Source organism: Sulfuricystis thermophila (genome assembly GCF_004323595.1).
Lineage (GTDB): Bacteria > Pseudomonadota > Gammaproteobacteria > Burkholderiales > Rhodocyclaceae > Sulfuricystis > Sulfuricystis thermophila.
In genome coordinates this window covers 2,588,313-2,612,211 of the sequence record NZ_AP019373.1, presented here as the reverse complement: position 1 = coordinate 2,612,211, position 23,899 = coordinate 2,588,313, and the positions used below count along the sequence as shown (strand labels likewise).

Annotated in this window: 14 protein-coding genes and 3 pseudogenes; 8 read left to right on the top strand and 9 right to left on the bottom strand. The window is 62.2% G+C overall.

Annotated elements, in window-relative coordinates:
* Nucleotides 1-20 precede the first annotated feature (20 nt).
* A complete protein-coding gene (locus M52SOB_RS13160; protein ID WP_131112227.1) occupies nucleotides 21-827 on the bottom strand; it encodes a ParA family protein in 807 nt (268 codons plus the stop codon).
* Between the two features lie 74 nt (nucleotides 828-901).
* On the opposite strand from M52SOB_RS13160, the gene M52SOB_RS13155 reads away from it, so the two are divergent.
* Genes M52SOB_RS13155 through M52SOB_RS13140 form a run of 4 tightly spaced genes read left to right on the top strand, consistent with a single transcriptional unit; the run spans nucleotide 902 to nucleotide 5,995 of the window.
* On the top strand, nucleotides 902-3,208 hold the full coding sequence (locus M52SOB_RS13155) for an NADP-dependent malic enzyme (RefSeq protein WP_284155118.1): 2,307 nt from the start codon (nucleotides 902-904) through the stop codon (nucleotides 3,206-3,208).
* Nucleotides 3,209-3,235: 27 nt separating this feature from the next.
* Nucleotides 3,236-3,877 carry a ParA family protein gene (locus M52SOB_RS13150; protein WP_131112225.1) on the top strand — a complete coding sequence of 214 codons (642 nt, stop codon included), beginning with the start codon at nucleotides 3,236-3,238 and terminating at the stop codon, nucleotides 3,875-3,877.
* The gene (locus M52SOB_RS13145) at nucleotides 3,874-4,257 is read left to right on the top strand and encodes a DUF6394 family protein (protein WP_131112224.1); all 384 of its coding nucleotides are present in this window, start codon (nucleotides 3,874-3,876) and stop codon (nucleotides 4,255-4,257) included. Before M52SOB_RS13150 ends, M52SOB_RS13145 begins: the two co-directional genes overlap by 4 nt.
* 7 nt (nucleotides 4,258-4,264) lie before the next feature.
* Complete coding sequence (locus M52SOB_RS13140; RefSeq protein ID WP_131112223.1) at nucleotides 4,265-5,995, top strand: potassium channel family protein; 1,731 nt, start codon at nucleotides 4,265-4,267, stop codon at nucleotides 5,993-5,995.
* Here M52SOB_RS13140 and M52SOB_RS13135 read toward each other — a convergent pair.
* On the bottom strand, nucleotides 5,957-6,751 hold the full coding sequence (locus M52SOB_RS13135; protein WP_131112222.1) for a sulfite exporter TauE/SafE family protein: 795 nt from the start codon (nucleotides 6,749-6,751) through the stop codon (nucleotides 5,957-5,959). The genes M52SOB_RS13140 and M52SOB_RS13135 overlap by 39 nt on opposite strands.
* The gene (locus tag M52SOB_RS13130) at nucleotides 6,748-7,209 is read right to left on the bottom strand and encodes an EVE domain-containing protein (RefSeq protein ID WP_131112221.1); all 462 of its coding nucleotides are present in this window, start codon (nucleotides 7,207-7,209) and stop codon (nucleotides 6,748-6,750) included. The genes M52SOB_RS13135 and M52SOB_RS13130 overlap by 4 nt, the downstream gene beginning before the upstream one ends.
* A 180-nt stretch (nucleotides 7,210-7,389) precedes the next feature.
* Between M52SOB_RS13130 and M52SOB_RS13125 the strand changes: the two genes are divergently transcribed.
* Nucleotides 7,390-8,721, top strand: a complete 1,332-nt coding sequence (locus tag M52SOB_RS13125) for a tyrosine-type recombinase/integrase (protein ID WP_131112220.1) — start codon at nucleotides 7,390-7,392, stop codon at nucleotides 8,719-8,721.
* Nucleotides 8,722-9,459: 738 nt separating this feature from the next.
* Here the strand turns inward: M52SOB_RS13125 and M52SOB_RS13120 are convergent.
* The 3 genes and pseudogenes from M52SOB_RS13120 to M52SOB_RS13110 all read right to left on the bottom strand — a co-directional run.
* A pseudogene (locus M52SOB_RS13120) lies at nucleotides 9,460-9,867 on the bottom strand (transposase); the annotation flags it as partial.
* Between the two features lie 192 nt (nucleotides 9,868-10,059).
* A complete protein-coding gene (gene istB / locus M52SOB_RS13115) occupies nucleotides 10,060-10,794 on the bottom strand; it encodes an IS21-like element helper ATPase IstB (RefSeq protein ID WP_131112219.1) in 735 nt (244 codons plus the stop codon).
* Nucleotides 10,795-10,812: 18 nt separating this feature from the next.
* Nucleotides 10,813-11,420 (bottom strand): annotated as a pseudogene (locus M52SOB_RS13110) (Mu transposase domain-containing protein); the annotation flags it as partial.
* A gap of 121 nt (nucleotides 11,421-11,541) precedes the next feature.
* On the opposite strand from M52SOB_RS13110, the gene istA reads away from it, so the two are divergent.
* Nucleotides 11,542-13,035, top strand: a complete 1,494-nt coding sequence (gene istA, locus M52SOB_RS13105) for an IS21 family transposase (RefSeq protein ID WP_172601704.1) — start codon at nucleotides 11,542-11,544, stop codon at nucleotides 13,033-13,035.
* Nucleotides 13,025-13,837, top strand: a complete 813-nt coding sequence (gene istB, locus M52SOB_RS13100; RefSeq protein ID WP_131109839.1) for an IS21-like element helper ATPase IstB — start codon at nucleotides 13,025-13,027, stop codon at nucleotides 13,835-13,837. Before istA ends, istB (M52SOB_RS13100) begins: the two co-directional genes overlap by 11 nt.
* Nucleotides 13,838-13,913: 76 nt before the next feature.
* On the opposite strand, the pseudogene M52SOB_RS13095 reads toward istB (M52SOB_RS13100), so the two are convergent.
* From M52SOB_RS13095 to M52SOB_RS13085, 3 genes and pseudogenes are all read right to left on the bottom strand, one after another.
* Nucleotides 13,914-14,485: pseudogene (locus tag M52SOB_RS13095) on the bottom strand (transposase); the annotation flags it as partial.
* A 293-nt stretch (nucleotides 14,486-14,778) separates the two neighbouring features.
* Entirely contained in the window at nucleotides 14,779-15,852 is a 1,074-nt protein-coding gene (locus tag M52SOB_RS13090; protein WP_172601853.1) for a beta-barrel domain-containing protein, read from the bottom strand.
* The gene (locus M52SOB_RS13085; RefSeq protein ID WP_131112216.1) at nucleotides 15,839-17,551 is read right to left on the bottom strand and encodes a type I secretion system permease/ATPase; all 1,713 of its coding nucleotides are present in this window, start codon (nucleotides 17,549-17,551) and stop codon (nucleotides 15,839-15,841) included. The genes M52SOB_RS13090 and M52SOB_RS13085 overlap by 14 nt, the downstream gene beginning before the upstream one ends.
* Before the next feature lie 1,276 nt (nucleotides 17,552-18,827).
* On the opposite strand from M52SOB_RS13085, the gene M52SOB_RS13080 reads away from it, so the two are divergent.
* Entirely contained in the window at nucleotides 18,828-23,771 is a 4,944-nt protein-coding gene (locus M52SOB_RS13080; protein WP_172601851.1) for a calcium-binding protein, read from the top strand.
* Nucleotides 23,772-23,899: the final 128 nt, after the last annotated feature.

Here is a 23,899-nt window from a genome sequence, read left to right as displayed (position 1 = left end):
GGAACGGCACACCGCCAGGACTAATTCCGCTGCTTCGTGATCTTGTGCCCTCGTTGCAGCGCGTCGAAGAGCCGCTCGAACTCGGCAGTCACCTTGTGCCGGGGGTCCAGATGGATCATCGGCTTGGCGGCTTGGTGCGATTCCTTGATCTTCACCGAGGCCGACAGGAAGGGTTCGAGCACCGGCAGGCCCTCGGCACGCAACGCCTCGACCACCTGCTGCGGCAGGCTGGCGCGTGCCTGGAACTGGTTGACGACGATACCCTCGACTTCCAATGCGGCATTGTGGTCGGCGCGAATCTCGGCGACGTTGTCGAGCAGCGTATAGAGCGCGCGGCGGGCGAACTCGTCGCAGTCGAAGGGGATCAGGCAGCGGTCGGCGGCGATCAGCGCCGAGCGAGTGTAGAAGTGCAGCGCCGGCGGCGTGTCGATCCAGATCTCGTCGAAATCGAGCGCATCGAGCGCTTCCTTGAGCTTGTAGATCTTGTAGCGCGATTCGAGCTTGGCCTGCAGCTCTTCGAGCGCGGCGTCCGCCGGCATGACATAGAGCCGCTCGAACGGCGTCGCGTGGATGAACTCTTCCGTTGCCTTCGGCCGCAGCTTGAAATTGAGCACCTGGTCGAAAAACCCTGTCACGGTGTTTTCCAGTCCTTCGGCATCGGCGCCCAGGAGATAGCGGGTCGAGTTGGCCTGGGGGTCGAGGTCGACCACCAGCGTGCGCGCACCCTGTCCTTTCCGCCCGCCCTTGGCGGCAGCGATCGCGGCGAGGTTGCAGGCGATGGTGCTCTTGCCCACCCCGCCCTTCTGGTTGAAAACGACGCGTTTCATGGCGAATTCAGCTGGCTTTGAGAGAATGCATTTTCGCATGCGGAGTAAGATTGCGCGGTTCCGATAACAAAGCCATGACCATGAGTGGAGAACGCAAAGAGGAGGACGGCGCGGAGCTTTCCGCCGCCGCCCTCGAATACCATACCTCCCCGACGCCGGGGAAGATTTCGGTCATTCCGACCAAGGGGCTGACCAACCAGCGCGATTTGGCGCTCGCCTATTCGCCGGGCGTGGCGGCCGCCTGCCATGCGATCGTCGCCGATCCAGCGGCCGCGAGCCGGATGACTGCGCGCGCCAACCTGGTGGGCGTGGTCACCAACGGCACGGCGGTACTGGGACTGGGCAACATCGGTCCGCTGGCCGCCAAGCCGGTGATGGAAGGCAAGGCGGTGCTGTTCAAGAAGTTCGCCGGCATCGACGTGTTCGACATCGAGCTCGCCGAGCGCGATCCCGACAAGCTGATCGACATGATCGCGGCGCTGGAGCCGACCTTCGGCGGCATCAATCTGGAGGACATCAAGGCGCCCGAATGCTTTTACATCGAGGCGAAGCTGCGCGAGCGCATGAAGATTCCCGTCTTCCACGACGACCAGCACGGCACCGCGATCGTCGTCGGCGCCTTCATCCTCAATGGCCTGAAACTCGTCGGCAAGAAAATCGAAGAGGTGAAGCTCGTCACCTCCGGCGCCGGCGCGGCGGCGCTCGCTTGCCTCGATCTGCTCGTCCAGCTCGGTGTGCGGGTCGAGAACATCTGGGTCACCGACATCCACGGCCTGGTGTATGAAGGCCGCCAAGTGGAGATGGATCCGCTCAAGGCGCGCTTTGCCAAGGCCACCGAGATGCGTACGCTTGGCGAGGCGATCGCCGGCGCCGACGTGTTTCTAGGGCTTTCGGCCGGCGGCGTGCTCAAAAAAGAGATGGTGGCGAAGATGGCGGCCAAGCCCCTGATTCTCGCACTCGCCAACCCGACGCCGGAGATCCTGCCCGAAGAGGTGCGCGCGGTGCGCGACGATGCGATCATCGCCACGGGTCGTTCGGATTATCCGAACCAGGTCAACAACGTGCTGTGCTTCCCTTTCATCTTCCGCGGCGCGCTCGATGCCGGAGCGACGACGATCACCGAGTCGATGAAGCTCGCCGCCGTGCGCGCGCTCGCCGAACTCGCCCAGGCCGAGGCTTCCGACGTCGTGTCGATGGCCTATGGCGGCGAGGCGACTGCCTTCGGCCCGGAATACCTGATCCCCAAGCCTTTCGATCCACGGCTGATCGTCAAGATCGCCCCGGCCGTCGCTCAGGCGGCGGCGGAATCCGGTGTCGCGACGCGGCCGATCAAGGATCTGACGGCCTACCGGGAAAAGCTCGACAACTTCGTCTATCACTCCGGCTTCGTCATGAAGCCGGTATTCGCTGCCGCGAAGCAGGCGCCGCGGCGGGTCATCTACTGCGAAGGCGAGGACGAGCGCGTGCTGCATGCGGTGCAGGCGGTGTGTGACGAGGGGCTCGCGCAGCCGGTGCTGATCGGCCGGCCCGAGGTGATCGAGATGCGCATCGCGCGCGCCGGGCTGCGCATCCGTCCCGGTCATGACTTCGAGCTCGTCAATCCGCTTTCCGATCCGCGCTACCGCGAGCTGTGCAACGAATACCACGCGCTGATGGGGCGTCAGGGCGTCACCCCCGAGATGGCCAAGCAACTGTTGCGCTCCGACACCACGCTGATCGGCGCGATGCTCCTCAAGCGCGGCGACGTCGATGCGATGCTGTGTGGCACCGTGGGTCGTCACGCCCAGCACCTGAAACACATCGAGGATGTCATCGGCCTGAAAGCCCGTGCCCATTGTTTCGCGGCGATGAACCTCTTGCTCTTGCCGCGCCATACGCTGTTCGTCTGCGACACTTACGTCAATGAGGACCCGGATGCGGGGCTGATTGCCGACATCACGCTGATGGCGGCGGACGAGGTGCGCCGTTTCGGCCTGGTGCCGAAGGTCGCGCTGCTGTCGCACTCGAACTTCGGCAGTGTGCCGACCGATGCGACGCGCAAGATGGCGCGTGCGCTGGAAATCATCACCGCGCGTGCGCCGGAGCTGGAGGTCGATGGCGAGATGCACGGTGATGCCGCGTTGAACGAAGCGATCCGCAAGCGTGCCTATCCGGGCAGCCGCCTGAAAGGCGAGGCGAATCTGCTCATCATGCCCAACGTCGATGCCGCCAACATCGCCTTCAACCTGCTCAAGGAAACCAATGGCGAAGGCATCACCGTCGGCCCGATCCTGCTCGGCGCGGCCAAACCCGTGCATATCCTGACGCCGACGGCGACGGTGCGCCGGCTGGTGAATATGACGGCGCTGGCGGTGGTGGATGCCAACCATTTGAGCGCTTAAGACCGGCGCCTGCTACCATTGGCCATCATGCAAACTTGTCTGATCGCGAATCCCAAGGGCGGCGTCGGCAAGAGCACGCTGGCGACCAATCTTGCCGGCGGGCTGGCGCGGCGCGGCTACCGTGTGATGCTCGGGGACGTCGACCGCCAGCAATCGACGGCGGCCTGGCTGCGGTTGCGCTCGCCGCTGCTGCCGAAAATATCGACCTGGGAAATTCGCCCTGACGAACCGGCGCGCCCGCCGGCAGGCACCACCCATGCGGTGCTCGACACCCCTGCGGGCTTGCATGGCAAGAAGCTCGCGCATTTGCTCAAACTGGTCGATCGCTTGATCGTGCCGCTCGCGCCTTCCCTGTTCGACATCCTCGCCACGCGCCGTTTCCTCGACGAGCTGCTCGAAGAGAAGGCGCTGCGCAAACACCCGGTCGAGATCGTCGTCGTCGGCATGCGCGTCGATGCCCGCACGCGCGCGGCCGCCGAGCTCGAGCGCTTCCTTCAGGACACCGGGCTGCCGGTGATCGCCCATTTGCGCGACACGCAGAACTACGTGCAGGCCGCAGCCCATGGACTGACGATTTTCGAACTGTCCCCGCGCCGCGCCGCGCAGGATTGGGAGCAATGGCAGCCGATCCTGCGCTGGGCGGAAGGGGCGATCGAGGAGCAGTCATGAATTTCGAGAAGGTCGTCTTCGGTTTCTTCATCGTTCTCGCTGCGACGCTCAACTTCGGCTTCTTCATCGGCGACATCGACCGGCCCGAGCTGCATCACATCTACGAGCTGTTTGCGGCGATCATCGTCAACCTGATCGCCACGGTGCTCAAATTCGGCGACCGCACGCAGATCGGCGCGATCCATCTGGCCACCAGCCTGGTCGCCGACCTGCAGCTGATCGCCGCGGCGAGCGTCTGGGCTTTCGCGGTGCATGTCAGCGGCGAGGGCATGACGCCGGCAACCACCGCCAGCGTGGTCTCGCTGTCCGGCGGCGCCTTGCTCGCCAACATCGTCTCGCTGGCGATCCTGGTCGCCGAAACGGTGATGATGCGGCGCTAGAGCCGAGATGCATCCCGGCAGCGCCTTCTTCATCGTCCTGCGGCGCATGCGTGCGCCGCTGATTCTGCTGATCGTCGTCTATGCCGTCTCGATTCTCGGCCTGACATTGATTCCGGGCGCCGATGCTGAAGGCAAGCCGGCACCGCCAATGTCCTTCCTGCACGCGTTCTATTTCGTCAGCTATACGGCGACGACGATCGGTTTCGGCGAAATTCCGCAGGCCTTCTCGGAAGCGCAGCGGATGTGGGTGACGGCGATCATCTATGCCACGGTGATCGTCTGGACCTATGCGATCCTCACCATCCTGGCGCTGTTTTCCGACCGTGCCTTCCAGCAGGCCCTTTCCGCCGGCCGTTTCAAGCGGCGCGTGCAGCGTCTCGCGGAGCCGTTCTACATCGTGTGCGGTTGTGGCGAGACGGGCGGTCGGGTGCTCGCGGCGCTGGACAAGATGGATGCGCGTGCGGTTGCGATCGACCTGGACGAGAACCGGCTGGCGGAACTCGAGCTCGAGGATTTCCGCAGCGAAACGCCGGCGCTCGCCGGCGATGCGGCGCAGACCCAAAACCTCTTCGCCGCCGGGCTCATGCACCGATTTTGCCGCGGCATCCTGGCGCTGACCAACGACGACCAGGCGAATCTCGCCATCGCCGCCCATGCCCGCCTGCTGCGCCCGCAATTGCCGGCGATCCTGCGCGTCGAGCACGACGCGATCGCCCAGCGCATGACCGCCTTCGGCGCGACGCAGACGATCAATCCGTTCGCCAACTTCGCGCGGCTTCTGGCGCTGGCCATTCATGCGCCGGCGCTGTATCGCCTGCACGACTGGCTGACCGGCACGCCGGGCACCATTCTCGTCGCCACGCGCGATCCGCCGGCCGGCCGCTGGATCGTCTGCGGCTATGGGCGTTTCGGTCACTCGCTGGTGGCGGAACTGCAGCGCGAGGGCATGGAAATCGCGCTGATCGATCAGCATCCGCTCGAAGCCCCGGGCTTCACCGCCGTCGTCGGCAGCGGCGTCGAGCCGGAGGTGCTCACTGCGGCCGGCGTGGCCAGCGCCGACGGTCTCGTCGCCGCCACCGACGACGACCTGACCAATCTCTCGATCGCCGTCGCCGCGCGCGCACTGAACCCCGGTCTGTTCATCGTGCTGCGGCAAAACCAGCAAAGCCGCGCCGAGCTGTTCGCCGCCCTGCAACCGGAAATGATCATGGCGCCGGCCGAGATCGTCGCCCATGCGGCGCTGGCGCGGCTGACGACGCCACTGCTGCCGGATTTCCTGCGCGCCGCGGAAGCGCGCGGTGACGACTGGGCCTGGGCCTTGCAGTCACGGCTGCGCATGGAGCTGGGCTCGGCCGTGCCGCTGTGCTGGCAGTTGTCGATCGACGACAATGTAGCAACTGCGATCGTCACGTTGATCGCCGAAGGCCGTGAAGTGGTGCTGTCGGCATTGCTGCGTAACCCTTCCGACCGCAGCCAGCGGCTTTCCTGCGTTGCGCTGGCCTTGCGGCGCGATGAGGCAGACATGCTGATGCCGGAAGCCGATACCTCGCTGATGATCGGCGATCAGATTCTCTTCGTCGGCACCGCCGCGGCACGCGCGGAACAGGAACTCATCGCTCGCAACCGCAATGTGCTGCATTATCTGCTGACCGGCCGCGAGGAAACCGGCTGGCTGTGGCGCGCGATGACGCGAAAGTGGTCAAAGCAGCCCGTGGAGCATCTTGGCCAACAGCAATAGGATCACGCCGGCGAAGATTTTCTTCAGCGTCGCCACCGGCAGCCGGTGCGCGGCTTTCGCGCCCCAAGGTGCCGTCAGCATGCTCATCGCCGCACAGGCAGCGAGCGCAGGCAAGTAGACATAACCGATACTCCAGGCTGGCAAACCGGTGGCGTGCCAGCCGCCGACCAGATAGCCGACGCTGCCCGCCACGGCGATCGGAAAGCCGATCGCCGCCGAGGTGCCGATCGCCTCGTGCATCTTGACGTTGCACCAGGTCATGAACGGCACGGACAAGGAGCCGCCGCCGATCGCGACGAGCGCCGAGATCGCGCCGATGCCGCTGCCGACGAGGAACATGCCGAAGGGTCCGGGCAGTTGCCGCGAAGGCTTCGGTTTGATGTTCGCGAGCATCTGGAAGGCGACATAGCTCATGAAGGCAGTGAAGAAGATCGCCAGCGGCCGGGTGGGGATCAGGCTCGCGAACTGCGCGCCGGCGAAGGTGCCGAGGAGGATCCCCGGCGCGATGCTCTTGACGATCGGCCAGCGCACTGCACCGTGGGCATGATGCGCGCGCAAGCTCGAAACCGAGGTGAATACGATCGCCGCCATCGAGGTGCCAAGCGCAAGATGCATCAGATGCTCGGCAGGGAAGCCCTGCGCGGCGAACAGCAATGCCAGCACTGGCACCATGATCGCGCCGCCGCCGACACCCAACAAGCCGGCGAAGAAGCCCGCCACTGCACCGAGCAGAAGGTAAGCGGCGAGCCAGATCATTTGACGAGGTTCCGCAGGATGAACGCCCACTCTGCCGGATCGACCGGCGTGATCGACAGCCGGTTGCCGCGCTGCAAGACGCGCATGTTCGCCAGTTCCGGATGCCGTCGCAGCTCGTCGAGCGGGATCAGCGGAATCTTGCGGACGACGCGCACATCGACATTCACCCAGCGCGGATTCTCCGGCGTCGATTTCGGGTCGTAATAAGGGCTTTGCGGATCGAATTGGGTGCGGTCGGGATAGGCGAGTTTCGCCACCTCGGCAATGCCGGCGATGCCCGGCTGCGGGCAGGAGGAGTGATAAAACAACACCCCATCGCCGACCTTCATCTGGTCGCGCATGAAGTTGCGCGCCTGGTAGTTACGCACCCCCCACCAGTCGACGGTCTGGTTCGGCATGGCCAGCACATCGTCGATGCCGACGACGGAAGGCTCGGTTTTCATCAGCCAGTAGCGCATATTGCGTCCTCTTGATTCCTCACAATTACTCCAATAGTCTGTTTTAAAAGTGATTTATATGATTGCCTGTTCCGTGGTGTTCCCGTAGAATCCAACCCAATCCTTATCAAAATCCCACCCAAAGTTCCACCCAAAACTGGCTTCGGTTTTCCACCCCAGAAATAAGACATAAGAGGCGTCATGGCGAAACGACTTTCTGCTCAGGCCTGCGAGACTGTAAAGCCATCCATTCGCGACCGGCTTTTGAGCGACGGTGATGGGTTGTATCTGCGAGTGCGGCCAAATGGCACGAAAACATGGGTGATCGAGTATGAGCATCGTGGCAAGCGTACAAAATACACCATTGGCAGGTATGCCCGCGAAGGCGCGCCAGGAGATAGCATCCCCGATTGGTTGCGGCATGGGCAGCAATCACTGACCCAAGCTCGCTCGATTGCAGGGGCTTGGAAAGCGGCGCGGCGATCCGGGCGTGATCCAGTAGCCGATTGGGAAGCCCTGCTAGAGCAAGAGCGTCGAGTCGAAGCCGCGAGACGGGCCGAAGAGGAAGCCGAGCGGAATCAACCGACCGTAAAGGACGTCATCGAAGCATTCATGCAGAAGATCATGGCGGGCAAGAAAAGCGCCCCGGCGATCCGCTACCGGCTGGATCGGTTGGCAGCGCTGATCGGAAATCGAAAAATCCGTGACGTGACACGGCAGCATGTCGTCGCGGCACTGGACACCATCGCTCAAGGCGAGCGTGAAGGCAAAACCGCGAAGCAACTGGCGGGCGAGGTATTGACCCAAGCCAAGCGCGTTTGGCGGTTCGCTGCGGAACGCGAGTGGATAGCCGACTCCCCAATAGAGAAACTGACACGGGCGGCTTTCGGTGCCAAGCCCAACAAACGCGATGTAACACTGCGGCTGGATGAATTGGCGGCTATCTGGCGGGCGCTTGATAACCGCGAATTGTGTAAGTCTGATCCTGTGACCATCGCGGCAATGAAGCTGCTGATTCTGACTGGGCAACGTGAAAGTGAAGTATGCGAAGCCGAATGGGCGGAATTTGATTTAGTAGAGGGATTGTGGCGACTGCCAGCGGAACGGACAAAATCCAAGCGGGCACACCTTGTTCATCTTGCTCCGCAAGCTGTGGCGATCCTGCAAGCCTTGAAACCTATCACTGGTAAAGAGCGCCATGTCTTTTCATCGCCCTTACGACCAAAGCAGGCGATCTATGGGCGGGCGGTGAATAACGCGCTGGCAACGATGTTCAAAACGGGCAAGCTGCCGAACGTGACGCAATGCCATGTCCATGATTTTCGGCGGACACTGATAAGCCGCTTGCCTGATCTGGGCTTTGAGCCATTCTTGGGCCATAAGATTGCAAACCACGTTCTATCAGGCGTGTTCGCCCATTACAACCACAACAGTTATGAGGCACAACGTAAGGCGGCGTTGGAAGCATGGGCAGCGCTAATCGAATTACTGGCGGCCGGCGAGAACATGACCCAACTGCAACGGGCAGCGTAAGGCTTTGCCGCATTAGTGGGCAAACATGAAATGGCCAAGCTGATATTTTCCCCACGCATGGATTTCGAGCGACAAAAAAGTCGCTTGTGGAAGGGGTGCTTCCCAGAGCAAGCAGCAGAAAATCTCAGGATTCGCTACGGATTCCGGCAAGATTTCGACTTGGGAGATCGGCTTAGCGAAATCACATGGAGGTATCTAAGGCGCTCAAAAATCTCCCCAGATGCAGCCCTCAATGAAGCGAGAAGTAGTATGGATGCGGCTCGACTGAGAGGGGAAGTTGAGTCGATGTATGTCGCGATACTCGTAGATATGTGGGCAACACGACATCAACGCGAGGCAGCAAAACGTAATACCAAAGCTAAAGTAGTAGCGGCCATGCGTAGCTACCAAGCTATGCCAAGGCCGCCAGGGAGAGCCCAAGACTTGCCAAAACTGTTTTTGTTCCGTTCTCTTGGTGCGCTATATGAGGATGGAACAGGGAAACGTCCCTCTATAACGGGATCTATTACAGGAAAACCACGAGGGGCAGCCTACCGTTTTATCTGTGATGTTTGCAGACAACTTGGCGTCCCAGTCACTCCAAGGTTCCTACGTGAAGTCGGCTACCGAAGGTTAAAGGCGTAAAGTTGTATGTGTCATGTTATGCAAATATGCTGATCAGGTAATTGGTTGAATCTGTTTGCGCTGTCGGTGGCGCGCAGGGATCGCCCTGCGCGGCGCCGACAGCGCGCAGCCACTTCAGGCGGCCAGTCTCAGCGCCTCCTTCTTATGCTCCGCGAGCAGCATCATGTTCAGGTAACGGCTGTTCTCCAGCCAATTCTCGTGGGTTTCGACGCATAGTGCCCGGATCAGCCGCAGGCAGGACGCCACGTTCGGAAAGATGCGCACCACCCGGGTTTTGCGCTTGATCTCCTCGTTGAGCCGCTCCAGCATGTTCGTGCTCTTTATGTGCTTGTGATGGGCGCGCGGTAATCGGTAAAAGGTCAGCGTCTCGGCGATGTTCGATTCCACCCAGTCGACCAGCTTCGGGTACTTGCCCGCCCATTTGCCGATCCAGGCCGAGAGGTCTCGATGGGCTTCCTGGATGTCGCGCCGGTCGTAGATCCAGCGCAGCTCCTGCAGGCAATCGTCGTCCGCGCGCCGAGGTGCGCATTCCGACGAACGTGACCGACCGCACCGATGAACGTGACCGCTGGGGAAGCGCGGATGCGTGGTGTTCAAATTCTACCTCGACCGGTCACGATGCTCCGTGGCAGGGTTGTCCATAGGCGACCGCCAGCGCGCCTCTAACGCTGGCGGGCGGTCGCCTGTGGGGAACCTGTGTTTGGCGCACTGGCATCACGTCCTTCTCGCCTTGCGCATCGAGTCGCCAGTCAACTTGAGCCGGTGCGAGGCATGCAGAATGCGATCGAGGATGGCGTCGGCGAGCGTCGGCTCGCCGAGATACTCGTGCCAATGCTCGACGGGTAGCTGGCTGGTGATGATGGTCGAGCGCGTGCCGACGCGGTCGTCGAGCACCTCGAGCAAGTCGGAGCGTTCCGCCGCCGACGGCGGCGCCAATCCCCAATCGTCGATCAGCAATAGGTCGGTCTTCGCCAGCGCTGAGAGGCGACGCGTGAAGCTGCCGTCGCCGTGGGCGATGCGCAGTTCCTCGAAGAGCCGCGGCAGGCGGACATACAACACCGAGAAGCCCTGCCGGCAGGCAGCGTTGCCGAGCGCGCAGGCGAGCCAGGTCTTGCCGCTGCCGGTGGAGCCGGTGATCAGGCAGTTCTGGTGATGGCGGATCCAGTCGCCGCCGCCGAGCGAAGCGAGGAGTTTCTTCTCCAGGCCGCGCCCGGGGCGGTAATCGACATCCTCGAGGCAGGCGCTACCGACCTTGAGCTTGGCCTGCTTGAGCAGGCGGGTGACGCGTTTGGAGTCGCGGAACGACATCTCCCGGTCGATGATCAGGGCGATGCGCTCCTCGAAGGACAGCGCCGCCGCGCCGGGCTGGGCCAATTGCTCCTCGAGGGCACGGGCCATGCCATCCAGGCGCAGGGTCTTGAGTTGGGTGAGGCTGTGGTGGGTGAGCATAGGTCTCCTGGGTTGAGGTCAGTGGTAGTACGAGGAACCGCGCACGTTACCGTGCGACGGCAGGGTCAGTTCCGCTTGGGTGTCAGGCAGCGGTTGGCGGTCGAGGCGACCGACTTGTAGCGGCGCGCGCCCAGGGTGACGGCCCGAGTGCAGGCGGCTTCCAGTCGTTCCTTGCCATAGGTCCTGGCCAGGCGCATGACGCCCAGGCAGGCGCGGTAGCCCTGTTCCGGATGCGGCCGCGACTCGAGCTGGTAGCGCACGATTTCCGTCGTCGCCGGCCCCACGGTCGCGGCCCAGTTGAGCATCCGGCCCGGTGTCCATTCGGCGTGGGCCCGGTGCGACGCGGGCATGTGCTCCGGGACGGTGCTGTGGGCGCCATGGCGCGGATTGCGCGCATGGGCCGCCACCCGCTTGCCCTTGAAGAAGCATTCAACGCTGCTGGCGGTCAGGCGGATCTCGATCTCCTGCCGGACCAGGGTGTGGGGCACGCTGTAGTAATGGCCGTCGACTTCGACGTGATAGTCGATGTTGGCGCGGGCCTTCTTCCACTGGGCGTACTGGAAGGGAATGGCCGGCAACGGGCGCAGGGCCGGGCGGTCGATGGACTCGAAGGCGTCCCGGCTGTTGACGGCCGTCCGGAATTGACCCACCTGACTGGGTAATTTGCATCTAAAACTGACCCACCTTTGATTGGTTACCCTGCCGGGTTTAGCGGCAGGGAGGACAGAAGGAGTGATCGAAGTGGGCATGTTGGCCAAGATCAGGCGGATGCATTTCCGCGACCACATACCGCTGCGCGAGATTGCGCGGCGAACGGGACTGGCAAGGAACACCCTGCGGCACTGGCTGCGACAGAAAGACGTTGTCGAGCCGCAGTACAAGAAACGGGAAGCGAAGAGCGTCGTCGATCCCTGGGCGGAACAACTGACGCAATGGCTGAAGACCGACAGTCACCGGCCAAAGCGGGACCGACGCACGGCCATGGCCATGTTCAAGGCCATCCAGGCACAGGGCTACTCCGGGGGCTATGGGCGGGTCTGCGCCTATATCAAGCGCTGGCGGAAGGAGGAAGCCGAGAAGCCGGGGCCGGCCTTTGTTCCGCTGACCTTTGCGCTGGGCGAAGCCTTCCAGTTCGACTGGAGCACCGAATATGCCTTCGTCGGCGGCCTGCGCCGGAAGCTCGAAGTCGCGCACACCAAGCTATGCGCCAGCCGAGCGTTCTGGCTGACCGCCTACTACGGGCAGAGCCACGAAATGCTGTTCGACGCCCATGCGCGTGCATTTGCCGCCTTTGGTGGCGTGCCGCGACGCGGCATCTACGACAATATGAAGACCGCTGTCGACAAGGTTGGTCGTGGCAAGGAGCGCGACATCAACCCGCGCTTTTACGCCATGTGCGGGCACTACCTGTTCGATCCGGAATTCTGCAACGTCGCCTCGGGCTGGGAGAAGGGCCGCGTCGAGAAGAACGTCCAGGATCGTCGCCGACAGATCTGGCACCAGGCCAGCGAGCGTCGCTGGCGGGATCTCGACGAACTCAATGAGTGGCTTGGCGAGCAGTGCCGTCAAGCGTGGACAGATACCGCCAATCCGGAATGGCCGGCGCTGACCATCGGTGAGCTGCTGCAAGACGAACTGATGCAGATGCTGCCGGCCCCGCAGCCGTTTGACGGTTATGTCGAGAAGCCGGTACGGGTGACCAGCACGGCGCTGATCCATTTCCAGCGCAACCGTTACAGTGTGCCAGCCGAACATGCCCATGCCGTTCTGAGCCTGCGCATTTACCCGGCGGAACTACGACTGGTGGCCGACGGCAAGGAAGTCGCCCGCCATGTGCGCAGCTTCGAGCGTGACCAGACCTTTTACGACTTCACCCACTACATCGGCATCGTCGAGCGGAAACCTGGGGCGCTCAGGAATGGCGCCCCGTTTGCCGAAATGCCCGAGCCATTGCTGCGACTCCAGCGCATCCTGCTCAAGCAGACTGGCGGTGATCGTGTCATGGCCGATGTGCTTGGGGCCATCCCGAAACATGGCCTCGATACGGTACTGGTGGCAGTCGAACTGGCACTGGAGTCCGGCCGCCCGAGTGGTGAGCATGTCATGAATGTGCTGGCGCGGCTGAAAGCAGGAATTCCCGCCCCGAACAAGATCGAGACAGCGCTCAAACTGGCCGAAGAGCCGAAACCGAACGTGGACCGCTACGACCAACTGCGCCAGGAGGTGAGCCATGTCGATTGAGCTCATCGGCCGCCTCAAGGCCCTGAAACTCCATGGCATGGCGCAGTGCTGGCCGGAGCTGGTGGCCAAGGCTCGCCACAGCGACCTTGACCCCGAGCAGTGGATGGCGGAACTTCTGGCAGCCGAGACCGCCGAGCGGGAGGTGCGTTCGATTGCCTATCAGATGACGGCCGCCCGGTTCCCGGCCCACCGCGATCTGCCGGGCTTTGACTTCGCCCAGGCGAAGGTGGATGAGGCTCTGGTGCGGCGGTTGCACGGCGGCGACTTCATCGATGCTGCCCACAACGTGGTGTTCATCGGCGGACCGGGCACCGGCAAGACACACCTGGCGACGGCCATCGGTGTCGAGGCCGTCCGGCATCTGGGCAAGCGCGTACGCTTCTTCTCGACGGTGGAACTGGTCAATGCACTGGAGCAGGAGAAAGCCAACGGCAAACCCGGGCAATTGGCCTATCGGCTGCTTTACGTCGATCTGGTGATCCTCGACGAGCTCGGCTATCTGCCCTTCAGCCAGGCCGGGGGCGCCTTGTTGTTCCACCTGCTGTCGAAGCTCTACGAGCACACCAGCGTGATGATCACGACCAACCTGTCATTCGCCGAGTGGGGAAACGTCTTCGGCGATGCCAAGATGACCACCGCCATGCTCGACCGCCTGACCCATCATTGCCATATCGTCGAGACCGGCAACGAGTCCTGGCGCTTCAAGACGAGTACGGCCCGGCTGCAGCCGGGCCGTACTCGAACAACCAAACCAAAAGGAGAACAACCACCCGAAACCGCAACCCTACCCATACCCGCGTAGCTATACTGCGCGCATAACACCGTGGGTCAGTTCCAGATGAAAACCCCGGGTCAGTTCGGCGTGGAAATCAACACGTGCCCTCATCGCGAATCTTGACACGCAGGCAATCAAAGAACACGACCGGATACATCGGCTCAAGCGGCCGGTTCTGCCATTCCGTCACCTCAGCCATCACTGCGTCGGTGACGTCGGAGATGAACTGGGGCGAGACTTCGACGGCGTACATTTCCAGCAGATGCCCCTGAATCTCGCGTACGCTCATGCCCCGGGCGTACATGGAAACGATCTTGTCGTCGAAGCCGGTGAAGCGCCGCTCGTGCTTGCCGATGATCTGTGGCTCGAAACTGCCCATCCGGTCGCGGGGAATGTCCAGTGTCAGCGGCCCGTCATCGGTCAGCACGGTCTTGGGACTGCTGCCGTTGCGGTGGTTGCCGGCTTCCCGGGCGCTTCGCCCTTGGCGTAGCCCAGATGGTGGGTCAGTTCGGCGTTCAGCGCCCGTTCCAGCAGCGCTTTCTTGATTTGCCGGAAGATCGATTCGACGCCTTCGGCCGTCATCGGCCCAGGGATCAGTTCCTCCAGCACTTCCCGCTTGATTTGATACGGCGCCTCAACCACCGGCGCTACTTTCGTCTTCTTGATGCTCGGCATACCGCCTCCTTTCAGGTCTCATGGTATGCCTCACACACAAAATTCTGGATAGGCTACGCCATGCTCTTCCATGTCGTCGCGGGCGTCTAACAACGCCTGTGCAGAGCCATTCGGCTCCCAGTTTCGTTCCATCCGCCGGCTAAAAACCGGGATCTGCGCGACTGCGCTTCGGTATTCCGGCGTTCGGGCTGAACAGGAAATCGCTGGAGAGATTGGCACACCAGCCACCCTCCTCGGTCTACCGACATCGGCGCAGCGCCGGTGACTATATTCGCCGCTGGCCTGTTGCCCAGTCAGGACTCATGGAAAGCCCGACGCATGCTGTCGAGAATCGGATCGAACAGATAGCGTATCGCGCTTCGCTTGCCGGCAACGATCTGTACCTCAGCCAGCATGCCGGGCGTGAGTACTCCGCGATCCACCTTCTTCAATTCATCGGGGTGAATCTCGATACGCGCCTTGTAATACGGGCGGCCCTGGCTGGTCTCGTCCTTGAAGGTGCTCGCTGATACCTGCACCACCTTCCCTAGCAACCGGATATGCGATCGTGCCTTGTAGGCAGTCAGCCGCACGTGCGCCTCTTGTCCCGGCATGACCACATCGATGTCGTCCGGGGCAATCCGAGCTTCGATGAGGAGTTCATCGGCGTCGGGGACCACATCCAGCAACGTGCCGCCGGGGGGAATGACGGCCCCAAGGGTGGTCACGCGCAGCCCCTGCACCACACCGGCCTGGGGAGCCGTAACCTTGGTGCGCTGCAATCGCTCACGGCTTACGCTGAGCCGATCGCGTGCGGTGGCCACGGCTGCTTCCATCTCGGACACCCGCTGGCGAGCTCGCGCTCGTTCGGCGGCATTCTCGCTCAGCAACGCGGTACTTTGCGCCTTTACGTTCTCCAGTTGCAGCAGACGGGATTTGGAAATGAAGTTTTTTTCGTAAAGTTCGCGATTGAGACGACTTTCTTCTTCAGCGTTGTCCACCATCTTCTGGATGGCCGTATCGCGTGCCGTCCATTGGGCTTCCTCGCGGTGAGCATCGGCCAGGCGCGCCTCGTAACCCGCCAGCTCCTTGCGGGCAATTTCCAGGGCGGCCTTGGCTTCGGTATCGTCCAGCCGGATCAATTCCTCACCTTCTGCAACGCGCTGCCCTTCTTTGACAAGGATTGCGCGAACGATACCGCCGTCCAGATGCTGGACGGTGCGCACGCGCCCAGCCGGGATGACTTCGCCACTGGCGATCGCGCCCGCGTGGAGTTCCGCGAAGGAGCCCCACAGGAGCAAGGCGCCAAAGAACAGCCCGGCCACCAGGAAGAAACGCCGGGTGTCCTGGCGGGTATCGGTGGGGATGACCAGTTCAGGCTGCGCCACTGCGGGCTTCTCCGATAGTACGCACCGAGCCCTGCAACTTGGCAAGGACTTCTTCGCGCGGGCCGAAGTGCTGGAGTTGGCCGTCCATCAGCACGCCGAGTTTGTCGCAGCCGGAAAGTAGGGAGGGGCGGTGGCTGATCATGATCACAGTGGCGCCATTGGCACGGGTCCGCTGTAAGGCACGTACCAAGGCTTGCTCGCCTTCGGCGTCTAGGTTGGAGTTGGGTTCGTCGAGCACGACCAGACGCGGCCGGCCAAAGAGTGCGCGCGCCAGACCGATGCGTTGGCGTTGTCCGGCGGATAGTGCAGCGCCACCCGGCCCGATCTGGGTATCGTAGGCCTTGGGTAGCCGCAAGATCATTTCATGGCAATCCGCAGCTTGGGCAGCTTCGATGACCTTGGCGTCGTCAGCCTCACTAAAACGGGCGATGTTCTCGCGCACGGTGCCCGAAAAAAGCTCGATGTCTTGCGGCAGGTAGCCGCAGTATCGTCCAAAGTCGGCACGGTTCCAGGTATAGACATCGGCACCATCGAGCCGTACGCTGCCGGAGCGCGGTTTCCAGACGCCGCAGAGCAACTTGGCGAGTGTAGACTTTCCTGCTCCCGAGGGACCAATGACGCCCATCCAGCTGCCGGCCGGCAGTGTGAAGCTGATGCCTTTCAGGGTAGGTTGCTCGACGCCAGCCGGGGCAAAGATGAGCCGCTCAACGACGATGTCGCCCTGCGGCTCGGGCAGGGACATGGTGGATTCGTCGCACGGGAATACGCTCAGGGCGGTATCCAGACGCAGCACGGCAGCACGTACACCGACCCACTGCTTCCATGTGCTCACCAGCATTTCGAGGGGGGCCAATCCGCGCGCGGCGATGATCGTTGCTGCAACCATGCCCCCCATCGTGATTTCGTCGTGAATGGCGTACCAGGCACCGATACCGCTCATCATGAGGGTCAGCAGCATGCGTACGCCCTTGGCAACCGCTGCCAGCAGTGCGAGACGATCACCGGCAATGCTGCCCTCGGCAAGAGCCATGCCTTGTGCCGCGCTCCAGTGTTCGCGCATGGCGTCGCCCATACCCATCGCAGCGACGACTTCCGCATTGTGGATGATGCCGTCGAGACGGCGTTGGGCGCCGATGGCGGCTTCGCCCGCCCTGCGCACATGAGGGGCGGTGAGCGCTTCGGTGGCGAAGGCGAGACAGACCAGGACCACGATGCCGGCCAGCATGGCATGGCCGAGTCCGACATGCATCAGATAGACGCCGAGCAAAAACAGCGGCACCAGGGGAGCATCAAACAACGCGGCGAGTCCTTGCGGGGTGGCGATGAATCCGCGCACGGTGTGCATATCGCGCAGGGGTTGCGAGGAGGTTTCCGGGCCCCGTGCGGATTGCGCAAGGGAGTGTTCGAGCAGCCGTGGCCCCAGCGCCAACACATAGGCATTGCCAATACGCTGCAACAGTCTTGCGCGAATGGCATCGATGGTGGCAGCGACGATCAGCGCGACTATCGCGATCAAGGTCAGGAACAACAGGGTCTCGCCGCTGCGCGAGGCCAGTACCCGGTCATAGATTTGCAGGGAATACAGCGGCATTGCAAACAGCAGGACATTACCAGCAATGCTGGCCAGCATCACCACCCCCAACGCCCGCCGATTCAGCGGTGCTAGGGATGCAGCATGCAGGAGCGAGGACGGGTGCATCAGGATGATTGGGCTATGTCTGATGCAATTCTAACAACGATGGCATTCCGGCAAAGATGCGGTGCGCATGCTCTCACAATGCAGGGGATTTTGATATAGATCAACATTAGATGACTTTCCGCTCAGTAGGATGGACAAAAATGTACTCATATTATCAGTACCTTATATAACTTTAGTTATAGGGGTGTCGGGTATTTTTATCGGTCACACTTGGTTTGATTTTTAAAGTGGAGCATCACTGAGAAATCGGTTATGAACTACGAATCCGAAGCGAATGACACACAGTCCTCGGCAGACGCACTGACCTTGGGCGCGGCGATGACCGGACAGCTGTCGAGTTACAGCGACACCGACTGGTACAGCTTTACGGTAGGCGCAGCCGGAACGCTGTCACTGACATTCGATGGGCCGAATGCAGCGAGCTCTTACAGCTACTACACGCTGGGGGTCTACAACGCCAGCGGCGCGCTTTTTGACGCAGTTGGAAACCGGGCAGGACGGGACGTTCCAGATGGGTGCAGTCCCAAGTGCCGGTACTTACTACGTCCAGGTCCAGGATGGATTCAACTACAGCAACGGCAACTACTCCCTGACGGTGAACCACACACCCTTTGAGGGCTCACAGGAAACCACCACGATGGCAACAGTAACAACAAACTTTTCAGACTGGCTTGCAGCTGAAGCTGTCGGCAACACAGTTATCAGGGAAGGGGGATCTGCGGAAAACGCCCTACCCTGGGCCGTTGCAGCTTTTGATCGGGTGAATTCGTACAGCTTTTCGTCATATACCAGCACTTCCAATACCTATGTGGCAGGTCGGCTAACGAACGGTGACACTATCGCTGTTTACGGAACGACATTACTCAATCCATATTCTTACACTGTCACACAACTCAACTATTCTTTTGCTGGAACAGGTGTGACGGCGACGCTCATCGGATCTGTGCGTGATGGTTACTACACCTCGATGTCTGGGTATGTAAGCAAAGCAACCGTTTCATATGGCAACAAGTCGGTAGTTTTTGATGGGTATGTCGATGTGGGCAGTACCGCTCCAGCCAATTTCTCCAGCATTACTTATAAAGTAGGAACCTCGGTCGTTGCTTTGTCTGGATCGTTTAGCGGACAAACCTCAATCGTGAACGGCTACTACCATTCCGATATAACCGGTTCTGTCAGTGGAATATCTTTGACAAACGGTAGCTCAACAATGTCGATTTCTGGCCTTTCATCGGATTTTTCGACTATCGAGAATGCAACTTCGGCTCGGGGGCTCATGGAGCAGTTACTTTCTGGCAATGATTCAGTCACAGGCTCGGATGGAAGCAATACTCTATATGGCTTTTCTGGAAATGACACCCTGAATGGTGGCGCCGGCAATGACCGTCTGGATGGCGGTGCGGGCGCCGACACCCTGATCGGTGGCACCGGCAACGACACCTACGTGGTCGATGACGCCGGCGACACCATCGTGGAAACCTCCACCGCCGCCACCGAGATCGACACGGTCGAGGCCAGCCTGTCCTGGACCCTGGGCGACAATCTGGAGAACCTCACCCTTACCGGTTCCGGCAACACCAACGCGACCGGCAACACGCTCAACAACACGCTCAAGGGCAACAGCGGCAACAACCGCCTCGATGGCAGCACGGGCGCCGACACCATGCTTGGCGGCGCCGGCAACGACACCTACGTGGTCGACAACGTCGGGGACAAGGTCTATGAGACCACGACCGCCGCCAGTACCACCGACGCCGGCGGTAACGACACGGTCGAGGCCAGCATCAGCTACACCCTCGGCAACTTCGTCGAGAACCTCACCTTCACTGGCACCGACAATCTCAACGGCACCGGCAACGCGCTGGCCAACGTCATCACCGGCAACAGCGGCAAAAACGTCCTCGACGGCAAGGCCGGTGCGGATACGCTGGACGGCGCCGACGGCTCGGACATCTACCTGATCGGCGTCGCGGCCGACCATACCAGTACCGAGGTCATTGCCGACAGCGGCACGGTCGAAACCGATGTCGACGAAATCCGCTTTGCCGCCACCGCCGCCAGTACCTTGACCCTCAACGCCAACACGAACGGCATCGAGAAGGTGGTCATCGGCACCGGTACCGGCGCAACGGCCGTCACCACCGGCACCGTGGCCCTCAACGTCAATGCCTCGGCCGTCACCTACGGACTGGAGATTACCGGCAACGCCGGGGCCAACATCCTGACCGGCACGGCACACGATGACACGCTCGACGGTGGCGCCGGCAATGACCGTCTGGATGGCGGTGCGGGCGCCGACACCCTGATCGGTGGCACCGGCAACGACACCTACGTGGTCGATGACGCCGGCGACACCATCGTGGAAACCTCCACCGCCGCCACCGAGATCGACACGGTCGAGGCCAGCCTGTCCTGGACCCTGGGCGACAATCTGGAGAACCTCACCCTTACCGGTTCCGGCAACACCAACGCGACCGGCAACACGCTCAACAACACGCTCAAGGGCAACAGCGGCAACAACCGCCTCGATGGCAGCACGGGCGCCGACACCATGCTTGGCGGCGCCGGCAACGACACCTACGTGGTCGACAACGTCGGGGACAAGGTCTATGAGACCACGACCGCCGCCAGTACCACCGACGCCGGCGGTAACGACACGGTCGAGGCCAGCATCAGCTACACCCTCGGCAACTTCGTCGAGAACCTCACCTTCACTGGCACCGACAATCTCAACGGCACCGGCAACGCGCTGGCCAACGTCATCACCGGCAACAGCGGCAAAAACGTCCTCGACGGCAAGGCCGGTGCGGATACGCTGGACGGCGCCGACGGCTCGGACATCTACCTGATCGGCGTCGCGGCCGACCATACCAGTACCGAGGTCATTGCCGACAGCGGCACGGTCGAAACCGATGTCGACGAAATCCGCTTTGCCGCCACCGCCGCCAGTACCTTGACCCTCAACGCCAACACGAACGGCATCGAGAAGGTGGTCATCGGCACCGGTACCGGCGCAACGGCCGTCACCACCGGCACCGTGGCCCTCAACGTCAATGCCTCGGCCGTCACCTACGGACTGGAGATTACCGGCAACGCCGGGGCCAACATCCTGACCGGCACGGCACACGATGACACGCTCGACGGTGGCGCCGGCAATGACCGTCTGGATGGCGGTGCGGGCGCCGACACCCTGATCGGTGGCACCGGCAACGACACCTACGTGGTCGATGACGCCGGCGACACCATCGTGGAAACCTCCACCGCCGCCACCGAGATCGACACGGTCGAGGCCAGCCTGTCCTGGACCCTGGGCGACAATCTGGAGAACCTCACCCTTACCGGTTCCGGCAACACCAACGCGACCGGCAACACGCTCAACAACACGCTCAAGGGCAACAGCGGCAACAACCGCCTCGATGGCAGCACGGGCGCCGACACCATGCTTGGCGGCGCCGGCAACGACACCTACGTGGTCGACAACGTCGGGGACAAGGTCTATGAGACCACGACCGCCGCCAGTACCACCGACGCCGGCGGTAACGACACGGTCGAGGCCAGCATCAGCTACACCCTCGGCAACTTCGTCGAGAACCTCACCTTCACTGGCACCGACAATCTCAACGGCACCGGCAACGCGCTGGCCAACGTCATCACCGGCAACAGCGGCAAAAACGTCCTCGACGGCAAGGCCGGTGCGGATACGCTGGACGGCGCCGACGGCTCGGACATCTACCTGATCGGCGTCGCGGCCGACCATACCAGTACCGAGGTCATTGCCGACAGCGGCACGGTCGAAACCGATGTCGACGAAATCCGCTTTGCCGCCACCGCCGCCAGTACCTTGACCCTCAACGCCAACACGAACGGCATCGAGAAGGTGGTCATCGGCACCGGTACCGGCGCAACGGCCGTCACCACCGGCACCGTGGCCCTCAACGTCAATGCCTCGGCCGTCACCTACGGACTGGAGATTACCGGCAACGCCGGGGCCAACATCCTGACCGGCACGGCACACGATGACACGCTCGACGGTGGCGCCGGCAATGACCGTCTGGATGGCGGTGCGGGCGCCGACACCCTGATCGGTGGCACCGGCAACGACACCTACGTGGTCGATGACGCCGGCGACACCATCGTGGAAACCTCCACCGCCGCCACCGAGATCGACACGGTCGAGGCCAGCCTGTCCTGGACCCTGGGCGACAATCTGGAGAACCTCACCCTTACCGGTTCCGGCAACACCAACGCGACCGGCAACACGCTCAACAACACGCTCAAGGGCAACAGCGGCAACAACCGCCTCGATGGCAGCACGGGCGCCGACACCATGCTTGGCGGCGCCGGCAACGACACCTACGTGGTCGACAACGTCGGGGACAAGGTCTATGAGACCACGACCGCCGCCAGTACCACCGACGCCGGCGGTAACGACACGGTCGAGGCCAGCATCAGCTACACCCTCGGCAACTTCGTCGAGAACCTCACCTTCACTGGCACCGACAATCTCAACGGCACCGGCAACGCGCTGGCCAACGTCATCACCGGCAACAGCGGCAAAAACGTCCTCGACGGCAAGGCCGGTGCGGATACGCTGGACGGCGCCGACGGCTCGGACATCTACCTGATCGGCGTCGCGGCCGACCATACCAGTACCGAGGTCATTGCCGACAGCGGCACGGTCGAAACCGATGTCGACGAAATCCGCTTTGCCGCCACCGCCGCCAGTACCTTGACCCTCAACGCCAACACGAACGGCATCGAGAAGGTGGTCATCGGCACCGGTACCGGCGCAACGGCCGTCACCACCGGCACCGTGGCCCTCAACGTCAATGCCTCGGCCGTCACCTACGGACTGGAGATTACCGGCAACGCCGGGGCCAACATCCTGACCGGCACGGCACACGATGACACGCTCGACGGTGGCGCCGGCAATGACCGTCTGGATGGCGGTGCGGGCGCCGACACCCTGATCGGTGGCACCGGCAACGACACCTACGTGGTCGATGACGCCGGCGACACCATCGTGGAAACCTCCACCGCCGCCACCGAGATCGACACGGTCGAGGCCAGCCTGTCCTGGACCCTGGGCGACAATCTGGAGAACCTCACCCTTACCGGTTCCGGCAACACCAACGCGACCGGCAACACGCTCAACAACACGCTCAAGGGCAACAGCGGCAACAACCGCCTCGATGGCAGCACGGGCGCCGACACCATGCTTGGCGGCGCCGGCAACGACACCTACGTGGTCGACAACGTCGGGGACAAGGTCTATGAGACCACGACCGCCGCCAGTACCACCGACGCCGGCGGTAACGACACGGTCGAGGCCAGCATCAGCTACACCCTCGGCAACTTCGTCGAGAACCTCACCTTCACTGGCACCGACAATCTCAACGGCACCGGCAACGCGCTGGCCAACGTCATCACCGGCAACAGCGGCAAAAACGTCCTCGACGGCAAGGCCGGTGCGGATACGCTGGACGGCGCCGACGGCTCGGACATCTACCTGATCGGCGTCGCGGCCGACCATACCAGTACCGAGGTCATTGCCGACAGCGGCACGGTCGAAACCGATGTCGACGAAATCCGCTTTGCCGCCACCGCCGCCAGTACCTTGACCCTCAACGCCAACACGAACGGCATCGAGAAGGTGGTCATCGGCACCGGTACCGGCGCAACGGCCGTCACCACCGGCACCGTGGCCCTCAACGTCAATGCCTCGGCCGTCACCTACGGACTGGAGATTACCGGCAACGCCGGGGCCAACATCCTGACCGGCACGGCACACGATGACACGCTCGACGGTGGCGCCGGCAATGACCGTCTGGATGGCGGTGCGGGCGCCGACACCCTGATCGGTGGCACCGGCAACGACACACTGATCGGTGGTGACGGCAACGACATCTTCCGCTTCGATACGGCGCTGAATGCGACGACTAATGTCGACACCATTCAGGATTTCGTGCATGGTGCAGACTGGGTTGAACTGGAGAATGCAATCTTTGCCAAACTGATCCAAACCGGTGTTTTGTCGGCTGAGAACTTTGTTGCCGGAAGTGATGTAAAAGCCGTCGACGCTAACGACCACATTCTGTACGACGCAGCCACCGGCAAGCTCTACTACGACGCCGATGGCAACGGAGCAGGCGTTGCCATTCAGTTCGCCCTGTTGAGCAACAAGCCGACACTAGACGCCGGCGACTTCTACATCACCTGATCCAGACGGTCCTCCACCCCATCAGGGTGAGGACCGATTTCAGGTTTCACATCTTGTTGCCCTGTCACGGAGTCAGGGTGACCATGGGGGAGATAGAAGAAGACTGCTACTCCGACCTTGAGCTTCCC